The sequence below is a fragment of the Neglectibacter sp. X4 genome, from assembly GCF_009917365.1.
GTDB lineage: Bacteria > Bacillota > Clostridia > Oscillospirales > Acutalibacteraceae > Acutalibacter.
Map to the genome: position 1 here is coordinate 1 of NZ_QWLE01000170.1, position 1083 is coordinate 1083.

Sequence of the window (1083 nt, forward strand, 5' to 3'; positions counted from 1 at the left end):
GTGGTTCTGGACGAGCAAGCATCGCATTTTTTCTCGAAAAGCGCCACAAAAAGTGCCACGGGGCACTTTTCCGCTTTTCTCGAACATGCTGCTTGTTAGGGGTAAGCACCATCGACACTCGCTCACCCCTAACACCCCGACTGCTGCCGCGTATGAGTATAGAAAAATTTGTTTGAAAGCCAGTCTGAAAAATTATGAATGAAGGAAAGACACCGGGCACAAAAGGCTGAGGCTTCATCTCTTTTTGTGCGAATCCTGTATTGCGTAGCGATTGGCGTGTGTAAGGAAAAGAAGACGGTAAATTTTTGTCAACCCCAAAAGTGCAGACTTTTTGCAGACTTTTTTGTGATATAATGAGTAGAGTGAAAGGTGTGAGAAAGACTGCGGTGTGAAAACTGCGGTCTTTTCCGTGTCTGAATTTTTTTAAAGCGAGAAGCGTTTGTAAATTTTGCCTAAAAAAGCGCAAAATATACACTCTTCTTTTTCTTAAAGAGGGGAATTTTAGGGGACTTTTTCCTGTTATACTTAGTACAGTGAAAGGTGTGGGAAGGGCCGCGGCATATCATTTCCGCGCCTTTTCTTTTTACGTAAAAAAAGCGGTGTGTTAGCCTCATGCAGGGCTGAACGCCGCTTTTTTTATGCCCGGAATAAGCTGTTATGATAAAGTGAATCAAATTATTTTTAAAGCAGACACACGCTGTCTGCTTTAACTTTTATCCTGTTCATGCAGACCGAGGGAAGGAGGTGAGCACATGAGCGCTGCGGAGCGCCGGAAAGCCGTATTGGCGGCCCTTTGCGCCAGGCGGCACGATACATACGAAAACCTGGCACAGGAATTTAGCGTGTCCACGCGGACTATCCAGCGGGATGTGGAGGAACTCATGTGCTCTTATCCTCTGAAGACTGTCCGGGGCCGGTATGGCGGCGGTGTGGAGGTGGAGGAGGGCTTCTATCTGACCCGGAAAACGCTTACCCCCAAAGAGACAGAGTTGCTGCGGAGGCTGTGTGCACAGCTTGAAAAGGAGGATAGAAAAACAATAGACGGCATTCTTTCCCGGTTTGCACCCTGGTGAGTTCAAGACA

2 protein-coding genes are annotated in these 1083 nt (G+C 47.3%); one reads left to right on the forward strand and one right to left on the reverse strand.

The genetic code is table 11. From position 1 onward, the window contains the following. Positions 1-475 (reverse strand): hypothetical protein (locus D1841_RS18815; protein ID WP_207709240.1); only part of this gene is annotated, 475 nt, incomplete at its 3' end. Between the two features lie 277 nt (positions 476-752). Here D1841_RS18815 and D1841_RS17470 point away from each other — a divergent pair. Continuing rightward, positions 753-1073 carry an HTH domain-containing protein gene (locus D1841_RS17470; protein ID WP_166554326.1) on the forward strand — a complete coding sequence of 107 codons (321 nt, stop codon included), beginning with the start codon at positions 753-755 and terminating at the stop codon, positions 1071-1073. Positions 1074-1083 lie beyond the last annotated feature (10 nt).

Bases quoted from the DNA above. Each gene is read 5' to 3' on its own strand.
- D1841_RS17470 (WP_166554326.1), top strand. From the start codon at position 753: ATGAGCGCTGCGGAGCGCCGGAAAGCCGTATTGGCGGCCCTTTGCGCC.